Below are 17,666 nucleotides of genomic sequence, written 5' to 3' on the forward strand. Positions count from 1 at the left end.
TTCAAGCCCGGCCTAAAGTGGTCGGGCTTTTTTGTGATTTGAGTTTGAGTCGGAGTGTCGGCTCGCTTGAGCTGCGTCATGGCGAAATACCTTTTAGTAGATGGCTTCAACATGGCGTTCCGCGCTTTCTATGCGGTTAAAGAACTTCGCCGTTCTGATGGTTTTCCTACCAATGCTTTGTATGGTTGGGTACGTTCGATGTGGAAGCTTCTCGATGATCAGAAAGCAGACCACGTCACGGTGTTCTTTGATCTAGGAGGGGCTCAAGAGAAGTTGGAGCTGTTGCCTGAGTATAAGGCGAACCGTGGGGAGACCCCTGAGGAATTCGAGCAGCAGGTGCCGATAATCAAGGAACTGACTCGAGCTATGGGATTTGGCCTTGTGGAAGAAAATGGAGTGGAGTCTGACGACCTTTTGGCGGCGTATGCAGTTCGCTTGGTAGAGAGCGACCCGCAGGCGACTGTGCAAATTGTAAGTGCCGATAAGGATTTTGCCCAGTCCGTTACCGAGCGTATCCATCTTTTGCTACCACCACCGACTGCTAATCCTCGACTCGGCTGGCGGGAACTCGATCCTGATGGCGTAGAGGCGAAGTGGGGTCTGCGTCCCGAGAAGATGGTCGATTACTTATCCTTGATAGGTGACACGTCCGATAATATTCCTGGAGTTCAAGGGTGCGGTCCGAAAACTGCAGTGAAGTGGTTGACTGAATACGGTGATATTGACGGGGTGATGGCAGCTGCAGCTGATATCAAGCCACCTCGATTCCGCGAACTACTTCCAACGCTTCAGGAGCGAATGGATATAAACCGAAAGATTATCGGTTTTAACCTAAGTCATCACGAAGGTCGTGAGCTCGATACCGGGAATCTAGACGTTGATTCGCTATGCCGTATTCTCCAAGAGATGGAAATGAAGAGCCACCACAAGGAGGCTCTTGAGCGTTACTCCCAGGGCGAGCTCTTTTAGTACGAAAGAGTATCTGAGCCTGGCGTGTAGCTGGCCAGGAACTGTGACATCTCGTCGACTGTTGCTTTGGCTGTCAGGACGAAAAGGTGGTCATTGTCCTTCCATTTGCTCATGGTCCAGCCGTTGTCCTTGGAAGCGTATCCAATTTGTTCTGACGCTTCGAAGCTTGGGAAATCCTGCTCTTTCGCGATGAAGAGATGATAGACCGTGTCGGCATTGAAGCACATGAGCGCGACACGTTCGTCTGACCAGTCGAGCGGGCGGCAGCCAATCCCTTCTTGGGCCAATAGCTTAGGCGGAAGGTTCTCAGGTAGGTTAAATCCGTTTTCGGTAAGCCAGCTTTTTAGATTACTCGTGTCCTTATCGAAATAGGATAGCCAAGGACCATCGACTGAATATTCGAACGCACGTTGGGCGAGTGGGCCGGTGTAGTCGTCGCTGCGATCGATGCCGTATTGGAAGTAAATTCCGAAGCCGAGTACGAAAACCGCGGCAATCGAGAACCATCTTCTAGCGGCTCGGAAGCGGATACGCTTCTTCTCCTGATCCGCCATCGTCATCTTTAACGCAGAATGGAGATCGGCTGGTACTTCGAAGCTCTTGAGCGAATCGCTCATGGCTTTGTCAGTCTCTTTCTGGTTTTTCCACCAGTTTGCTAGCTCCTGGTCTTTGGCTAGGAGTTCTTTTGCGGCGTTGAAGCGTTCGTCACCTACTGGCTCTTCACCGAGTGTGTGGCTGCTTAGAATCAGTTTTGCTTCCTGCTTATCCATTTGAAGACTTTCTCTTTGTGTCGGAGAAGGGGACGACTTTTTCGTTCTTTTTCGGTTTCGTGAGTTGAGCGCGGAGCATTTCCTTTCCGCGTGCGAGCCGTGACATCACGGTGCCGATTGGGATTTCTAGGATGTTGGCAATTTCTTTGTACGAGTAGGATTCCAGGTAATAGAGGGAAACTACTTGTCTGTAGCCGTCTTTCAGCTCGAGCAGGCACTCCATTACATCTCGGGCCTCGGCTGCTCTGACTTGGTCGCTGCTTTCGTTTTCTACGACTTCGGGCGGAGCGGTTTCTTCCCATGAGTCGAAGCGATTGCCGCGTTTGGCAATTCGAAGGAACTCGCGGTAGAGAGTCGTGTAGAGCCAGGACTTGATTGCGGCAGTGGAACGGATGGAGGCACGCTTTTTGGCGAGTCGCAAAAACGCTTCCTGCGTGAGGTCCCAGGCGTCATCGCTCGAGCGCGTCAAGCTCATGGCGAAGCGGTATAGGTTCTGGTAGTGGTCGTCGACGACCGATTGGAGTTCTGGCGGCATGTTGTTCGCGTCTGTTTAGGGAGAAGCCCTTTTATGTGACTGAGAACGTTGGGAAGGGTGATTTATTCCGTAGTTTTTTGCGAGAATGGAAATTGGTGTGCCTGGGGCGTGTTTTTATTCGATTGCCTAGGGCAAGCCTGTTGGTATCAGCGTCTTCTGAAATGAGTAAGCCGCCGATTCACACTGTAGATATTGTGCTTCCGCTCGAGCAGTCGGAGGACGTCGAGGTGTGGAAGAAAAAGGCGGGCCGAAAGCTCAAGATTCATCCCAAGTCGATCGAGGATATACGCCTTCGTAAGCACTCGATCGATGCTCGTAAGTCTCCGGTCAAGATTCAGCTGCGATTGGAGGTTTCCACTAGTGGGCCATTGCCGGAGGATCCCGTTCTGACTCCGAACTACGAGACGATCGGGGCAAATGCTCGCAAACTCGTCATTGTAGGAAGTGGACCTGCGGGCATGTTCGCTGCTTTGCGAGCGATTGAATTGGGTTGGAAACCGATTTTGCTCGAACGAGGGAAGGATGCGATCAAGCGCAGATTCGATCTCGCCCCAATCCTACGCGAGGGGCGGGTGATCGAGGATTCAAATTACTGTTTTGGCGAAGGCGGGGCGGGTACGTTCTCAGATGGGAAGCTCTACACCCGTGCGACGAAGCGAGGACCGGTTCGATTCGTGTACGAGACCTTGGTTGCCCATGGAGCTCCTCCCAGAATTCTGACCGATGCCCACCCGCATATCGGGTCTAATCTCCTGCCGAATGTGGTGCGGGCGATGCGAGAGTCCATCATTGCAGCTGGCGGAGAGGTTCACTTTGAGACGAAGGTCAGCGGACTGCTCAAATCAGCTGATCGAAAGCGTATTCGGGGAGTCGTTTCCACGGATGGGCGTGAGTTTACTGGCGAAGGAGTGATTCTAGCGACGGGGCACAGCGCCCGAGATATCTATCGTTTACTCCATCAAGAAGGTGTTCGTCTGGAGCAAAAGCCGTTTGCGGTAGGAGTGCGGATCGAGCATCCGCAGCCTTTGATCGACAGTATCCAGTATCACTACGAGCGCGGGACGGAGCGTCCTCGGATTCTGCCTGCTGCCAAATACCGACTTGCGACGAAGATTGAAGATCGCGGGGTTCACTCTTTTTGCATGTGTCCTGGTGGATTTATCGTGCCGTCGGCGACTGAGAACGACGAAGTCGTGGTGAATGGAATGTCGCTAGCTCGCCGAGATTCTCCATTCGCAAATTCTGGTCTGGTTGTGACGGTAGAGCCGGAAGATACGAAGGAGTTCGTACCTGAGCATGGAGTTTTGGCAGGAATCGCATTTCAAAAGGAAATGGAAGTTGTCGCTTCGAAGGCTGGGGGCGGCGTGCAAAAGGCTCCTGGGCAGCGAGTGACGGATTTCCTTAAAGGGAAGGTCTCTGGAAGTTTGCCAAAGACCAGCTACTTTCCAGGACTAACGAGTGCGCCTCTTCACGAACTGATGCCGCAGTTTGTGGCGTGGCGGATGAAGGAAGGCTTGGAGCAGTTTGGAGCTTCGATGAAGGGATACATTACAGAGGAGTGTGGACTGCTTGGTTTTGAGACGCGTACGAGCTCTCCGGTGAGAATCCCGCGGGATGAAGGCAACCTGCAGCATCCGGAGCTCTCCGGTTTTTATCCATGTGGCGAGGGTGCGGGATTTGCAGGTGGCATTGTGTCGGCAGCTTTGGATGGAGTTCGGTGTGCGGAATCGGCTTGTTCCGTGGGCACCAAATAAGAGAATGGACATCGCTCAGGAGTTGCCATGGTCGAGGGGAGTGAGGCTGCTCAAGTCGGATCCGAATGGGCTGCTGGCAGTTGAGAAGCCTGCGGGAGTTCTTTCGCATCCGAACAGGAAAGGCGACGCTGGAAGGGCTTTGCTCGACGCTCGCTACGATGAGAAGAGGCAAGCATTTGTCTTATCGGGTGATGAAGGGCGTGGAGAGCGGTTGGTTTATCTCTTGAACCGTCTCGATTCGGCGACCTCTGGGATTGTACTTCTGGCGTTAGGAGAGGGAACGGCTCAGGCGGTGCTAAAGGCGTTTGAGGCGAAGCGAGTGAAGAAGACTTATCAAGCGCTTGTGTTCGGAATGCCGCGCGGAGGACCTCCGATCTGGCGAGATCGATTGTCGGTGAAAAAGGCGCAAGGCGGAGTTCGGGCGAGTGTGGGCGGCGGATTGAGTGCCGAAACCAAACTCGTGAAAGTTGAGACAATGCCGGGAATGCCGCCGATGTCCCGATTGACCTTGATGCCGATCACAGGGAGAACGCATCAGTTGCGTATTCAAACTTCTAAACGGCATGTCCCAATTGTGGGTGACCGAACGTATGGTGATTTTCAAAAGAACAAGCTCGCGGCGAAGAAAGGGCTTAAACGACTTTGCCTGCACTGCGTGAAAACTGAGTTGGACTATCAGCTTTCGGGGCGAAGCTATAACTTCAGAGTGTCTTCTACGGTGCCCTTTTAGCTCTCCATTTGCGGACTCGGTTTAGTGTGGAGCTAGGATCGTTGACGAACCAACCGTATCCGTTTCGGCGTTCTTCAGAGATTGCTTTCAAGCTCGTGTGAATGGATCCATCGCGGTCGCCAAAGAGGGGTTCATTTGTTTCGAGGTCATAGAAACGAGCCCAAAGTGGAGAAGCTGTTTCCGAAGGTAACAGAGCTTTCTGCCCATTTTCGTCTTCGCCAAACGTGTATCCATTAATTTGGGAAGCCTGTAGCCAACCCACTGCCGAATCGATAGCTGCAACTATCTCGGGGCTTGGCTCATCTATGGTCATGAGAAAGTCGATGAGTTTGGCCGTTTCCCTAGAGCTTATTGCCTTCATCTCGTAAGCTCGCGCTCGAGCTGGGGTCAGTGTTCGGGCATGGTATTGCTGAGCCCAGCCTAATTTCGTTCCGTCCCGCCTGATTTGGGCATCCAGAACGCAACTGATTCCGCGCTTGAATGTTTCCGCTAATGATTGTCTCTCCTCTTCGGGCAGCCATTCGAAGTCAGGGTGATTCTCTTTGATGTCCGATAGGAGGTGTAGAATGTGGGCGGTGGTATTGTCGTTGAAGGTGATATGGTCGTGATACCTGCCGATGAGTGGATAGATCTGTGGCCAACCTCCGTTGGGGTATTGGGAATCTTGGATAAAGTATAGCCCGTTTAGGACAGCCTCCCTGTCGGCCTTGAGCTCCATGTGTTTGTAAGCTCGGGCGAGAAGGCGGATTTGAGGAATGGTAGCATTGTTGTCGAAAGTGGATACGTAGCGAGGTTCGGGACCGAATGCTTGGCCCGTTTTTCTCACATCACCTTTGTAGTCTATGCTCTTGGACCAACCACCAGAAGGGCATTGGTAGCTTCTGACTGTGGAAAGGTAGGCGTGCGAATTATCCAGCTCGAACCAATGTTCGTCCACAATCTTGAGGCTCACAAAGCCGTCGCCTTTGGGGGCTGGAAGTTGTTCGATGAGGCCTGCTTCTTTCAGTTCGCTCTCTATCGTCTTCTCTAGTTGCAAGCGGTAGGTTTGGGATCGCAGTTCGTAAACATGCCAGTCGTCGTCCAGATTCAGGCTCTGTCCAAAAAGCAGGTTTCCCAGAGAGGAGAACAAAGCTAATTGTAGAACTTGGAGTCGGGGGATTATCACGATCAAACGTTAAAGCGATTCGTTTTTTAATTGCAACCCAACTGGTGTTGGATTTTGTCGAAAAACCCCTCAGAAATACTTTTTGAACGACACCCAATGGACCGAAAATCCTTATCATTTCTCGCTGTCGGATTCCTATTCGGAGTTTTTGTGAGCAGCGTTGTCTTTGCGTATGTGAGCTCGAGTAGGGCGGGCGGATCCGATGTCCGTCTTTTGAAACTTGCTCATGGCTTGGATACTTCACATCCGGTTCATCTCGGCATGGTCGAGATGAAAGAGCGGCTCGAGGATCTATCTGGAGGCAAGATGACGATCGATATTTACCCGAGTGGTGTGCTGGGCTCTGAGGTGCAATGCATCGAGCAACTGCAGGGCGGAGTGCTCGCGATGACTAAGACCTCAACTGCCGCAATGGAATCATTTCTCCCAGAGTTGGGTGTCTTTGGAGTTCCTTATCTCTTTAATAATCATGATGTTTATTGGGATGTCTTGGATGGGGATATCGGGCGTGAGCTTCTGGCGGTTGGCGAGCGGATCGGGTTGAGAGGGCTTTGCTACTATGATTCGGGGAGTCGAAATTTTTATAGCACGAAAAAGCCGATCCGCAGCCCAGATGATTTGAAGGGGATGAAGATTCGCGTGCAGAACAGTCGAATGGCGATTGCGATGATCGAAGCGATGGGTGGTTCGCCAACGCCGATTGCCTGGGGGGAGCTCTATTCAGCCTTGTCCCAGGGGGTCGTAGATGGCGCTGAAAACAATCCGCCGAGCTTCGATTCGAGTCGCCACTACGAGGTGAGCAAGTATTTCACGCCCGACGCTCACACACGTGTGCCGGATTTGTTGATGATAAGCGCCAAGGTTTGGCAGTCGCTCAGTAAGCAAGAGCAAGAGTGGCTGCAGGAGGCTGCGGATGAATCGTCCCTCTTTCAGCGAAAGCTATGGGAGGAAAAGACTAAGGAGTCGCTAGCCAAGGTAGTGGAGCATGGCGTCGAGATTGTGGAGTGTGATCCATCTGAGTTTCAGGCAGCATGTGCTGGAATCGCGGATACACTGAAGGGAACGCCTGTTGAGGCTTGGCTCGAACGTATAAAAGCAGCCCAATCACAATGAGTGCGTCAGAGAATCAGATCCTGTCGGCTGCGGTGAGTGTTCGGAGGGGGCTCACGCGGATCCTTCAATGGGTGGTCATCGTTTTGATGGCTGTGTTGGTGTTGGATGTCATCTGGGGGGTGATTTCTCGGTATGCATTTGGTCAGCAGGCTAAGTGGAGTGAGGAGCTCGCTCGCCTGCTGCTTGTTTGGGTTTCGCTCTTTGGTGCGAGTGTTGCTTTCTCGATGAAAGCACACCTCGGGCTCGATTACTTTGCGGAGAAGCTTCATCCGGACGCAAAGAAGCTAAACGCCATTTTGGGAGCTGGGATCGCCCTCGCTTTCGCGATCATAGTATTTCTGATCGGTGGTTGGACTTTGATGCAGAAGACGCTGGCGAGTGGGCAGCAGATGGTTGCGTTGCCGTTTCCTATGTGGGTGAAGTACGCGGCGCTTCCCTTGAGTGGCGTTTTTATGGTGGTCTTTCTCTTGGAGCAATTACTCGAGCGCTGTTTCGAACCGGCCGTTTCGAGTGACGAGGAAGGGGGCTTTCGTGCTTGAGGTTATCCTAATTCTTGTAGTCGTTTTTTCGGTACTGCTGTTCATGAATGTACCGATCGCGGTGGCGATCGCGTTTGCGTCACTGTTGGCGATGTTGATAGACGGGCATGACCCGAGTTTGATGGTCGCCTCGAAGATGGCGAACGGGATCGATAGTTTTGCTCTTCTCGCCATTCCTTTCTTTGTTCTCTCTGGGCTGTTGATGGGGAAGGGTGGAATGGCTCGGCGATTGATGGATTTCGCCGCGGCAGTGATGGGGCGTTTCCCAGGTGGTCTTGGCTATGTGAATACGCTTACCTGTATGCTCTTTGGTTCCATTTCCGGGTCAGCAGCGGCTGCGGTGACTTCTATCGGAGGTTTCATGCTGCCTGAAATGCGGAAGAAAGGTTATAACAACGAGTTTAGCGTGGCGATCACTACGACTGCGGCAACGACTGGATTATTGATTCCTCCGAGCAATATCATGATCGTTTACGCTGTGGCGTCGGGATCGGTATCTATTGCCGCGATGTTCATGGCGGGAGTGGTTCCGGGAATCGTCGTTGGGCTTCTGTTGATGCTCGTTTGCTATATCGTGGCCAAGACGAAGGGGCTAGGACGCGGCGAAAGCTCAAGCATAGAGCAGGTGTTTAAGGCGTTTGGCCGAGCGATCCTGAGTATGCTTTTGCTGGTGATTGTCATTGGCGGAATTCTGGCGGGTGTGTTTACGGCAACCGAGGCTTCGGCCATCGCGGTGGCGTACTCGTTTTTGCTTTCGGTAGTTGTGTACCGGGAAGTTAAGTTATCTGAGCTCCCTGACATTCTTTTGCAGGCGGGGGTGACCACCGCGGTGATCATGCTCTTGATTGGAGCAAGTGCGGGTATGTCTTGGATCATGACGATTGCGAACATACCACAGACGGTATCTGCGGCACTGTTACAGGTTTCTGAGAATCCTCTGGTAGTGATGCTTCTGATCAACCTGCTGCTATTGTTCGTGGGGACCTTCATGGATATGACTCCAGCTGTACTGATCTTCACGCCAATCTTTCTGCCGGTAGCGAATGAGCTAGGAGTGAGCGATACTCAGTTTGGCATCATCATCATCGCGAATCTTTGTATTGGGCTTTGCACTCCACCGGTCGGAACCTGTCTGTTTTTGGGTTGCGGTGTGGGGAATACAACCATCGCTAAGGTAACGCCGTTCATGATCCCATTCTTCATCGCGATGTTCATTGGATTGCTCTTAATCACATACGTGCCGCAAATTTCCTTGTGGCTGCCGGGAATTCTTGGTCTTTAGGCCTTTTGAAGAATTCTAGATATGGCGGACGCAAAAGACGAAGAGAGCAATATTAGATCAGTTGGGGACTTTGCGAAGTACCTCGGGCTTTCGCGTTGGACTGTATCTCGAATCCTGAACGACCATCCGGGGGTACACGAAGATACGCGAAAGCGCGTCATCGAGGAGATGAACCGGATCGGATTTCAGCCGAACATGATGGCTCGTAGTCTTAAGGGGGCGAAAACGGGATTGGTTGGGGTCTGTTTCCAGGAGATCGAGTCGCCGCTCTTGGCGAGAAAGATTTCAATCCTCCAGGAGAGTTTGAGAAGCCGAGGCCTTAGGGCCGTGATGGAGATCACCTCCGGTATGGTGGAAGCGGAGAGGGACATTATCAGCCACTTCTTTTCCTTGCGTGTGGATGGCGTTATCCTGGTAGGGTCGGAGCTCCAGTCGGATGATGCTATATTTGCCCGTCTCTCTCGCGAATCGATTCCAGTTGTTACAGTCGACCCGGTGAATGATATCCCTTTGCCAAAAGTCGAGTTGGATCGTCACCAAGCTATGCACCTGACTTTAAGGCATTTGCACCAGAGGGGACACCGTAAGTTTGGTATTCTTGGCTTGGAGAGTGATCCCGTATATGGAGCCCGCCGAATGGAGGGGCTTCAACAAGCTGCCGAAAAGTTGGGGCTTGATTGGGAGTCTTCGTTTTTGGCACTCAAGAAGGAAAACTGCACCGACTGGTCATATCAATACGGCTACGATCTCGCTCAAGATTTGTTGCAACATGAGGACGCTCCGAGGGCGTTAATCGCAATGAATGATCGGGTTGCGATTGGGGCAATGAAGGCCATTCGTGAATGGGGATTCGAGGTCGTGAAGGATTTCTCGGTCATCGGATTCGACAATCTTGAGATTGGGCAGTGGTCAGAACCAGCTCTCACGACAGTAGGGCAAAACGTTAACGTTTTGATCAAGGACGCGGTCGAGCTGATTCAGGAAATGATCGATGGTGGAGTCGCCGCGAACGGTGAGATCTCAAGGATCGTTCAGCCTAAATTAATCGTCCGCAGCTCGAGCTAGGAAAACATGGATCTGTAGAAAATGCTCTTAATTTGTCAAAAACCCAACACGAGTAAGATTTTGTTTGATTTTGTGTGCTCTAGTGGATTTAGGAATCAGTCAACGTTAGATGCGAAGTGCATCGTCGCTTTTAAAAACACCTCATTTTATTACGCATGAAGACTCGAATTCTTCTTACTACCACCTCTTATCAGGACATTCCCGGTCCCCATCATCAGATGTTGGAAGACTCCGGATTTGAAATAATCCGCGAGCGTGGCCCTCTCTCCGAGGAGCGCATGATCGAGCTCGTGGGGGATATCGATGGTATGATCTGCGGTGACGATGCGATCACATCTAAGGTGATCGATGCAGCTTTGCCTCGTCTCAAAGTAATTTCTAAATACGGCATTGGCCTCGACAAGATTGATACTGGCTATGTCGAAGAGAAGGGGATCCCTCTCACGTTTTGCCCGGGCGTAAATCACACGACGGTTGCCGAGCACACTTTTGGCCTGATGCTATCGCTCTTCCGTCACATTGTCGAAGAAGCGAACTACACGCGGAGCGGTAGTTGGACGCGTCTCTCAGGCCATGAGATCATGGGTAAGACTATTGGTATTGTAGGTTTGGGGCGTATCGGCCGCGAAGTGGCGATTCGCGCGAAAGCCTTCGGTCTCAGCGTGGTTGGTTACGATATCTACTGGCCGGAAGAGTTTGCGAATGAGTTGGGAATCAAACGCGTCGACAGTATTGCTGAGGTTTTCAAGGAAGCGGAGATTCTTAGTCTGCACACCAATCTGACAGATGAGACGGAGAACATGGTTTGCGCGGAGAGTATCGCGACTATGAAGGATGGCGTTGTTATTCTCAACTGTGCTCGTGGTGAGCTCGTGAATACGCAGGACATGGCTGCGGCCCTCGAATCTGGGAAAGTCGGCGGCTATGGTGCGGACGTACTCGATGTTGAGCCACCTCCAGTGGATCACATTTTGCTTAGCGCCCCTAACTGCGTGATCACACCGCATATCGGCTCTCGCACCCATGAGTCGGTCCAACGCCAAGCGGGCATGGCGACTCGCAATCTGTTGAATTTCTTCGCGGGAAAACCAGCGGAAGCTCAAGCAAACAAGGCACCTTGGCCAAACGCATAAACGTTAATTTGATTTAGCAATGTCAGAAGAATTTAGAGTAGTACCTGTAGAAACGCATAACGCACTTGTAGAAGCTGCGTACAAGCATCGCGGATACACGCAGGAAGAGTCAGCTTACGCGGCCAAGTTTGCGGCCTATGCTTCTCAGCATGGGATCCGTACGCACAACGCGCTCAAGGCTCTGCACCTTGACCATCTCTTTGGCTCTGGATCCCAGGGGTGTGTTCCTGCGGCAGAAATCGAAAAGCTGGATACGAAGTTTGAGGCCAGCCAGATCTGGAATGCGAATCGCAAGCTTGGGCAAGCGACTGCTTACGAGGCTCTCGAAACCTGTATTGAGATGGCTGACAAGTACGGCGTGGCTCAAGTGTCCGTCGACAACGCTTTCCATTATCTTTGGGGCGGTGGCTATGTGATGGAGGCTGCTAAGCGTGGGTACATCGCTTACACAAACTGTACAGCGGCGCTCGCGGAAGTCGTACCTTTTGGTGGAAAATTCCCGACGCTCGGTACAAACCCACACAGTTGGGGATTCCCAACAACGGATGCAGTTGGGTTCCCGATCGTGATTGATTGGGCGACTTCAGTAATCGCGATGGGACGTGTGCAGCAGCTTGCTCGCGAAGGAGCCACGCTTCCTCCTAATGCGGCGGTGGATAAGGATGGAAATCCAACCACTGATCCGAAAGAAGCTTCTGCCTTGATCCCATTCGGGGCTCACAAGGGGTATGGTTTGAGCCTGATTAACGAGATTGTGGCCGGATTCATTGGTGGATCTCTGCCCACGGTTCGTAATCGCGCTTGGGAGCAGGAAGAAGAAAAGCACACCGCTTGTTTCTATTTCCAAGTCATTCATCCTGATGCTCTTAGTGCAGGTGCCTTCGCGAAGGGGCGTGATCAGTCAACCAATGTAAAGGCGGTTATCGATGACATTTTGGGACATGGTAACGAGAATTGTCTCCTTCCTGGTCAAATCGAAGCCGGGGCAGCCCAACGAAGTGAAAAGAATGGCGGTCTGCTTTTCAGCGAAGCTGAGATTGACGCTTTCAATGAACTCGCAAATGAATGTTGCGCGCAATCTTGGGATGTCTCGAGCTTTGAGATAGCCAAGTAGGAAGCACATTTAACACCTATTACTAAAAATCACCCATCATACCATGAGCATCGAAATCAAATCTGCTGAGTCTTGCAAATACGACATCGTCTCCCTTGGCGAGGTCATGCTTCGCCTGGATCCAGGCGAAGGTCGCGTACGTACCGCACGTCAATTCCGCGCCTGGGAAGGTGGCGGAGAGTACAACGTAGCGCGTGGCATGCGTAAGTGCTTCGGCCTGCGTGCCGGCGTTGTAACTGCATTTGCGGATAACGAAGTTGGACACTTGGTCGAAGACTTCATCATGCAAGGAGGAGTCGATACTTCTTGGATACAATGGAAGCCATACGACGGCTTGGGGCGTGAAGTACGCAATGGATTGAACTTCACTGAACGCGGATTTGGTATCCGTGGTGCAGTAGGCGTTCCCGACCGTGGTCTTACGGCTGCGAGCCAAATGAAGGCTGGCGATATCGATTGGGAAAAGCTCTTCGGCGAGGAAGGCGTACGCTGGTTCCACACTGGTGGTATTTACGCGGCTCTTTCCGACACGACTCCAGAGGTCGTGATCGAAGCGGTTAAGATCGCTAAGAAGCATGGAACGATCGTGTCTTACGATCTCAACTACCGTCCTTCTCTCTGGAAGAGCATCGGTGGTCACGCTAAGGCCCAGGAAGTAAACCGTGAAATCGCGAAGTACGTCGACGTGATGATCGGAAACGAGGAAGACTTCACAGCTTGTCTCGGTTTCGAAGTCGAGGGTGTGGACGAGAACATCTCCAAAATCGAAATCGATGCCTTCAAGTCGATGATTGAGAAGGCTGTTTCTGAGTTCCCGAACTTCAAGGCGACTGCGACTACGCTTCGTGCGGTTAAGACTGCTACCATCAATGATTGGGGGGCGATTTGCTGGCATGATGGTGAGTTCCATCAGTCGAAGGCGTATCCAGAGCTCGAGATCATGGACCGAGTTGGTGGAGGCGACAGCTTCGCTTCTGGCCTCATCTACGGTTTCCTCACGACTAATGATCCAGCCCAAGCGGTTAACTACGGTGCGGCACACGGAGCTTTAGCGATGACGACTCCGGGCGACACTACAATGGCTACTGTGAAGGAAGTCGAAAAGATCATGGGCGGGGGTGGTGCCCGCGTTGATCGCTAAGTTTTAAGAACGAATCTACAAGTCGCGGGCCTCGGCCCGCGCATTTTATTTTATGAGCGACTATCTAAACTCTCTTTTTGGTTTGAACGGCAAAGTGGCTGTCGTGATCGGCGGCACTGGCGAGCTCTGCGGAGCGATGGCGGAAGGTCTTGCAAAGGCTGGAGCTAAGGTGGTGCTGGTGGGACGAAGCCTAGAAAAGGCTGAAGCTCGAATTGCCCGAATTGAAGAAGCTGGCGGTTCCGCAGTTTTTGAGAGTGCAGATCTTGGCTCTAAGGCAGCTATTGCGGAAATGCTTGATCGCATTGTGGCGAGTCAAGGTGGTGTAGATATCCTGATCAATGGAGCAGGCGCTAACTCGCCAACGCCTTTCCTTGAGATCCCGGAGGACGAGTACGATCGTATATTCGAAATCAATATGAAGGCCGTTTTCCTCGCTTGTCAGGTGTTTGGTGACTACTTCCTCAAAAAGGGCGAGGGTGGTTCAATTATCAATGTCGGTTCAATGTCCGGCTTGATTCCACTGTCTCGCGTCTTCACTTACTCGGCGACCAAAGCAGCCGTTCATAATCTTTCGAAGAACCTGGCTCGCGAATGGGCTCCTCACAACATTCGCGTCAACACCATCGTTCCTGGCTTCTTCCCAGCGGAGCAGAATAAGAAGGTTCTAACTGAGGAGCGTGTATCGCAAATCATGGGACACACACCAATGAAGCGTTTTGGTGAAGCGAAAGAGCTGGTTGGAGCGACTCTACTTCTCGCTTCGCAGGGTGCGGGTTCTTTCATCACTGGCACTGAAATGGTGGTCGACGGCGGATACGCTGCCATGACCATCTAATTTAGGAGAGCCTCCAATAAATCCATTCCTTCGTAGCCTTGTATTTTTTACGCTCAAAACACGTTGTCTCACCTAACAATACCCTCCGGGTATTGCGCGGATCGAAAGCCGCATTTTGACCTGTAAATACTACATCGCCTACTCGAAAGCGACTTACTGGAAACTCTCCAATAACTTCAAAATTTAGATTTAGATGTCCTTCATCCACGACGACTTTCTTCTTCAATCAGATTCTGCTCGCGAGCTGTACCACAACTACGCGAAGGACGAGCCTATTCATGACTACCACTGCCACTTGCCGCCGCAAGATGTGGCAACGAATCGTCGCTTTGGAGATCTCGCGGAAATCTGGCTGGAAGGGGACCACTACAAGTGGCGTGCCATGCGTAGTAATGGAGTGGCGGAAGAATTGTGCACAGGGGATGCGGATCCGTATGACAAGTTTCTCGCTTGGTGTCGTACCGTTCCGAATACACTCCGCAATCCACTTTATCACTGGAGTCATTTGGAGCTGAAGCGTTACTTCGATATCGATACCTTAATCAGCGAGGATACTGCAAAGGAGATTTGGGAAGCGGCGAATGAGAAACTGAAGTCGGAAGAGTTCAGTGCTCACGGTATTCTCAAGAATTTCAAAGTGAAGGTCGTTGGGACTACGGATGACCCGATCGATTCTCTCGAGCATCACAAAACGATCCGTGGCCAAGGTTTGGATACGGCAGTGGTTCCAACGTTCCGGCCAGATAAGGCTTTGAACGTTGATCAAGCCGAAGCGTTTAACGCTTGGGTCGATAAGCTGGCAGAGACTGTTGGTAGCTCGGTTTCAAGTTTGAGCGAACTTCTAACGGTATTGAAATCGCGTCACTATTTCTTCCACGAAATGGGTGGGCGTTTGTCCGACCATGGATTGGAGCGCTGTTTCTTCGCGGAAACCAGCGAATCAGAGGTGGCGGCGATTTTCGATAAGGCGCGTGGCGGTACAAACGCGAGTGAGGCGGAAAAGGAAGCCTTCGCGTTTTACGTGATGCGTGAAGTCGGTCGTTGGAATGCGGAAAAGGGCTGGACGATGCAGCTGCATGTCGGGGCGATCCGGAACAACAACTCGCGAATGTTCCGTAATATCGGCCCGGATACTGGCTTTGATTCCATTGGCGATTTTCCGCAGGTCCGTACGATGAGTCGTTTCCTCGATAGTCTGGACAGCACGAATCAGTTGCCGAAGACGGTTATCTACAATCTCAATTGGTCGGATAATTACGCCATGGCGACCATGCTGGGGAATTTCCAGGATGGAAGTGTCCCGGGTAAGATTCAGCTGGGAAGCGGCTGGTGGTTCCTCGATCAGAAGGAGGGGATGGAAGCTCAGATCAACGCTCTCTCGAACCTAGGCCTACTCTCGCGGTTCGTGGGCATGTTGACGGATTCACGCTCTTTCCTTTCGTACCCTCGCCACGAGTACTTCCGGCGTATTCTGTGTGATATGCTCGGCAATGATATCGAGAAGGGTGAACTCCCTAGGGATTTCGATCTCGTTGGCGGCATGGTGAAGAATATCTGTTTCGCCAATGCGGAACGATTCTTTGGCGTGCAATTGCCTTAGGAAATCCGCTTGTTTCCGCTGCCGACTCCTGGGGTTGGCTTTAGTCGTAAGAATATACAGGGATTTCTTCTAATCTCGGTGGCTGGAATCGAATTCCTGGTTATGGGTTAGGGGCGTTCTCGGTTTGGTTGATTCGCCCTAAGTAGTTCGGACGGAAGTGGGGCGGGCTGAGTGGCGTGCAAACGATTTTAGCGGAGCAAGACAGTCGGCATGAGAAAGCAGGAGACGATAAGGACGGGGAGTGTCAATTTTGAGATTGGCCAAAAGAAGATTCTTCTGGTCGAGGACAACGAGTCCGATGCGCGTCTAGTGGAGGTGATGCTGGAGCGTACTGCAGAGGCGGGATTGTTTCAGATGGTCAGAGCTCGAACGCTTCGGGAGGCTCGGGCCTTGTGCGGGGAGCATTGTTTCACTGTTGTGCTTTTGGATCTTGGATTGAGCGATTCCTTTGGTATCGAGACTCTGGAGGCTATCCTGCCTGTCGCGAAGTGCGCGGTGATCGTGTTGAGCGGGATGAATGATGAGGAGTTGGCGATCAACGCTCTGAATTGCGGAGCCCAGGACTATCTGATGAAGGACGAGCTGCGTGAGCGTTCTATCAGTCGTTCGATTCGTTATGCGATCGAGCGTTACCGGCTGAGTCAGGAACTGGAGCGTGAGAAGAGGAAGGCTGAGGCGGCGAGTCGCGCGAAGAGCGAGTTTCTTGCGGTCATGAGCCATGAGTTTCGCACGCCTATGAATGGGATTATCGGGGGCCTGGAGATTCTGAAGTCCAACAAGGGTGCTGGGGCGTCGGAAGAGATTGTGGAGATGATGGGCGAGTGCGCCTTTAATCAGCTCGAACTGATCAACGATGTACTGGATCTGAGCAAGATCGAGTCGAACAGTCTAGAGCTCGATATGGGGCCAGTGTGCCTTTCGGATGTTATCCAGTCCACTTTGAGCACCTTGAGCTTTAAGGCTTCTAGCAAGTCGATTGGCTTGGACACTGAAGTGGATGACGATGTCCCGGCGGTTTTTCGTTCGGATGCCCGCCGGGTCCGTCAGATTTTGCTCAATCTGGTAGGTAATGCAGTGAAGTTCACGGACGAAGGACGGGTGTTGCTGCGGGTCCAGGTAGACACCGGGGGAAAGGTTCATTTTTCAGTTTCCGATACGGGGATCGGGATAGAGCGCTCGCTTTTGAGTTCGATATTCGAGCCGTTCGTGCAAGCAGAGTCATCGAAAGACCGGAAATATCAGGGAACAGGCTTGGGCTTGGCTATCTGCCGTCGCTTGTGCGGGATTTTGGGTGGAGATATTTGGGTGGAGAGCGAAGAGGGAGTTGGCTCGACCTTTCACTTTACGGTCAAGGTGGAGACTTTGGATTTGGAACGTGACGTTGAAGAGAGTTCCAATCAGGTCGTAGCTGGTGGCGACCGAACTTTGGCTGAGGTTTGTCCGTTGCGTGTTTTGGTGGTGGACGACAATGATTCGAGTCGTTTCGTGCTGGAGAAGGCGTTTGCTCGATTGGGGTACCATCCGGAGTTTGCGGGGGATGGGAAAGAGGCGATTTCGAAAGCGACGCAAGGAACCTTTGATCTCATTTTGATGGATTTGCAGCTTCCCAAGATCGATGGGTTCGAGGCGACTCATCGGATCTTTGAAATCGCTGAGATGGCTCGTTCGAAGCCGTTTATTTCTGCGATGAAGTCCTCCGCCTTGCAGCGGGCGAATAATGAGGAGATGGCCGAAGATTGGGATGGGATGATGACCAAGCCGATTTTGGATTCCGAGTTGGAGAGCATGATCAAGTCCGTCTATGCCAAGCGTGCGTATTCGGCCTGAGGGAATTTCATTGTATTTCGTTCTCCCATCGCGGGTTTGACAGTGCTGACATCGAGGGACAATGTATCGGCTTCTCTTGCCTGTTCATCGTATA

16 protein-coding genes are annotated in these 17,666 nt (G+C 52.0%); 13 read left to right on the forward strand and 3 right to left on the reverse strand.

Annotated elements, in window-relative coordinates:
* The first annotated feature begins 78 nt into the window (after positions 1–78).
* Positions 79–969, forward strand: a complete 891-nt coding sequence (locus JIN87_RS05520) for a 5'-3' exonuclease (protein ID WP_200354532.1) — start codon at positions 79–81, stop codon at positions 967–969.
* Here JIN87_RS05520 and JIN87_RS05525 read toward each other — a convergent pair.
* Both JIN87_RS05525 and JIN87_RS05530 read right to left on the reverse strand, forming a co-directional pair.
* Positions 966–1,739: a hypothetical protein gene (locus tag JIN87_RS05525; protein WP_200354533.1), complete on the reverse strand. Its 774-nt coding sequence runs from the start codon at positions 1,737–1,739 to the stop codon at positions 966–968. The genes JIN87_RS05520 and JIN87_RS05525 overlap by 4 nt on opposite strands.
* Entirely contained in the window at positions 1,732–2,274 is a 543-nt protein-coding gene (locus tag JIN87_RS05530; RefSeq protein WP_200354534.1) for an RNA polymerase sigma factor, read from the reverse strand. The genes JIN87_RS05525 and JIN87_RS05530 overlap by 8 nt, the downstream gene beginning before the upstream one ends.
* Before the next feature lie 161 nt (positions 2,275–2,435).
* Between JIN87_RS05530 and JIN87_RS05535 the strand changes: the two genes are divergently transcribed.
* Both JIN87_RS05535 and JIN87_RS05540 read left to right on the forward strand, forming a co-directional pair.
* Entirely contained in the window at positions 2,436–4,028 is a 1,593-nt protein-coding gene (locus tag JIN87_RS05535) for an NAD(P)/FAD-dependent oxidoreductase (protein ID WP_200354535.1), read from the forward strand.
* 4 nt (positions 4,029–4,032) lie between these two features.
* A complete protein-coding gene (locus JIN87_RS05540) occupies positions 4,033–4,758 on the forward strand; it encodes an RluA family pseudouridine synthase (RefSeq protein ID WP_200354536.1) in 726 nt (241 codons plus the stop codon).
* Here JIN87_RS05540 and pelA read toward each other — a convergent pair.
* A complete protein-coding gene (gene pelA / locus JIN87_RS05545) occupies positions 4,742–5,887 on the reverse strand; it encodes a pectate lyase (RefSeq protein ID WP_200354537.1) in 1,146 nt (381 codons plus the stop codon). The two genes, JIN87_RS05540 and pelA, sit on opposite strands and share 17 nt — an antisense overlap.
* A 267-nt stretch (positions 5,888–6,154) precedes the next feature.
* On the opposite strand from pelA, the gene JIN87_RS05550 reads away from it, so the two are divergent.
* The 10 genes from JIN87_RS05550 (at position 6,155) to JIN87_RS05595 (ending at position 17,572) form a co-directional block, all read left to right on the forward strand.
* On the forward strand, positions 6,155–7,036 hold the full coding sequence (locus JIN87_RS05550) for a TRAP transporter substrate-binding protein (RefSeq protein ID WP_234033245.1): 882 nt from the start codon (positions 6,155–6,157) through the stop codon (positions 7,034–7,036).
* Complete coding sequence (locus tag JIN87_RS05555) at positions 7,033–7,575, forward strand: TRAP transporter small permease (protein WP_200354539.1); 543 nt, start codon at positions 7,033–7,035, stop codon at positions 7,573–7,575. The genes JIN87_RS05550 and JIN87_RS05555 overlap by 4 nt, the downstream gene beginning before the upstream one ends.
* Before the next feature lie 43 nt (positions 7,576–7,618).
* Complete coding sequence (locus tag JIN87_RS05560) at positions 7,619–8,857, forward strand: TRAP transporter large permease (RefSeq protein WP_234033246.1); 1,239 nt, start codon at positions 7,619–7,621, stop codon at positions 8,855–8,857.
* Positions 8,858–8,878: 21 nt separating this feature from the next.
* Positions 8,879–9,922: a LacI family DNA-binding transcriptional regulator gene (locus tag JIN87_RS05565; protein WP_200354541.1), complete on the forward strand. Its 1,044-nt coding sequence runs from the start codon at positions 8,879–8,881 to the stop codon at positions 9,920–9,922.
* A 155-nt stretch (positions 9,923–10,077) separates the two neighbouring features.
* Positions 10,078–11,055 carry a phosphoglycerate dehydrogenase gene (locus JIN87_RS05570; protein ID WP_200354542.1) on the forward strand — a complete coding sequence of 326 codons (978 nt, stop codon included), beginning with the start codon at positions 10,078–10,080 and terminating at the stop codon, positions 11,053–11,055.
* A gap of 19 nt (positions 11,056–11,074) precedes the next feature.
* Complete coding sequence (locus tag JIN87_RS05575) at positions 11,075–12,169, forward strand: Ldh family oxidoreductase (protein ID WP_200354543.1); 1,095 nt, start codon at positions 11,075–11,077, stop codon at positions 12,167–12,169.
* A gap of 43 nt (positions 12,170–12,212) precedes the next feature.
* A complete protein-coding gene (locus JIN87_RS05580) occupies positions 12,213–13,310 on the forward strand; it encodes a sugar kinase (RefSeq protein WP_200354544.1) in 1,098 nt (365 codons plus the stop codon).
* Positions 13,311–13,362: 52 nt separating this feature from the next.
* The gene (locus JIN87_RS05585) at positions 13,363–14,145 is read left to right on the forward strand and encodes an SDR family NAD(P)-dependent oxidoreductase (RefSeq protein WP_200354545.1); all 783 of its coding nucleotides are present in this window, start codon (positions 13,363–13,365) and stop codon (positions 14,143–14,145) included.
* A gap of 193 nt (positions 14,146–14,338) precedes the next feature.
* Positions 14,339–15,745, forward strand: a complete 1,407-nt coding sequence (uxaC, locus tag JIN87_RS05590; protein ID WP_200354546.1) for a glucuronate isomerase — start codon at positions 14,339–14,341, stop codon at positions 15,743–15,745.
* A gap of 210 nt (positions 15,746–15,955) precedes the next feature.
* The gene (locus tag JIN87_RS05595) at positions 15,956–17,572 is read left to right on the forward strand and encodes a hybrid sensor histidine kinase/response regulator (RefSeq protein WP_200354547.1); all 1,617 of its coding nucleotides are present in this window, start codon (positions 15,956–15,958) and stop codon (positions 17,570–17,572) included.
* Positions 17,573–17,666: the final 94 nt, after the last annotated feature.

Source organism: Pelagicoccus mobilis (assembly GCF_016595505.1).
Lineage (GTDB): Bacteria > Verrucomicrobiota > Verrucomicrobiia > Opitutales > Opitutaceae > Pelagicoccus > Pelagicoccus mobilis.